Source organism: Faecalibacterium sp. An77 (genome assembly GCF_002161315.1).
Lineage (GTDB): Bacteria > Bacillota > Clostridia > Oscillospirales > Ruminococcaceae > Faecalibacterium.
Window position 1 is genome coordinate 1 of sequence record NZ_NFHK01000100.1, and the last position, 1,031, is coordinate 1,031.

1 protein-coding gene is annotated in these 1,031 nt (G+C 54.6%); it reads right to left on the reverse strand.

What is annotated here, in order from left to right:
- Positions 1-992: IS66 family transposase (locus B5G28_RS14205; RefSeq protein WP_087249842.1), on the reverse strand; the 992-nt coding region annotated here is incomplete at its 3' end.
- Between the last annotated feature and the right edge of the window lie 39 nt (positions 993-1,031).

Below are 1,031 nucleotides of genomic sequence, written 5' to 3' on the forward strand. Positions count from 1 at the left end.
GTCACGGAATCCAGACAATTGTAACCCGAATAGCCGTCGGTCTGGGTATAGCCGGAGAAGCCTTGCAGCATCTCTTTGGCTACCCGGCCTGAACGGCTGGGACTGTACTGGTACAGTGCAATTTTCTTTTCGGCAGAACAGAACACCCACATTTGGGACATCTGACTGGATTCCCGGCCATCCTCTTTCAGGACATGGACGCGGGTCTCGTCCACATTCACAATGTCCTGCCGCAGCAGCTCCCTGCGAAGCTGCTCATACAGAGGCTTGAACCAACGGGCACTGCGGATTACCCAGTTGGCCATGGTATTGCGCCGAAGATCCACACCCTGCCCCTTCCAGTAAGCCTCCTGGCGATACAGCGGAACTCCGTTCTGGAACTTCTCCTGCATTATATAGGCTACCGTGGAGGGGGCTGCCATGCTTTTCTTCATCACTGGAACAGGAGCTTCGGCCTGCCGGATATAGCTCTCCCCAGTCTGGGCTTCACAGTGCGCACATTTGTAGCTGGCGGCATAGTAATCCACCACATACACCTGGGCCGGCACAATCACCAGTTCAGAGCGGACAAACTTTTCTCCAATCCGTACCATGGTGCTGCCGCACTTGGCGCAGATCTGTTCCTGCTCCGGCAGCTCACAGACTACCTTCTTGTGTTCCAAGCCTTCTGTCAGTTCTTCTTTGGTCCGTTTCGCTTTCCGGGCATGGGCCTTCACCGGGGTCGTTTTTCCCGGTTCCGGAGCGGACGCATCGCTGCAGGCTTCCGCTTCATTGAAGAAGTCCAACTGCTGGGCGTCCACATACTGAATCTGCTCACTGGATTGCCCAAACATCCGTTTGCGCATCTGAACCAGCTGTTCATTCAGGGACTGCATCTTCACCAGCTGTTTTTCCAGTAACTGCTTCTCCTGCTCCAGCCGCTGTTTCTCTTGCTCCAGTGACCGGATATACGCCGCCACTTCCGGCGGAAGATTTTGGGTATCCAGATTCATGGCGCTTCTCCTTACGGGTGGATTTTCTGTTTCCATTAT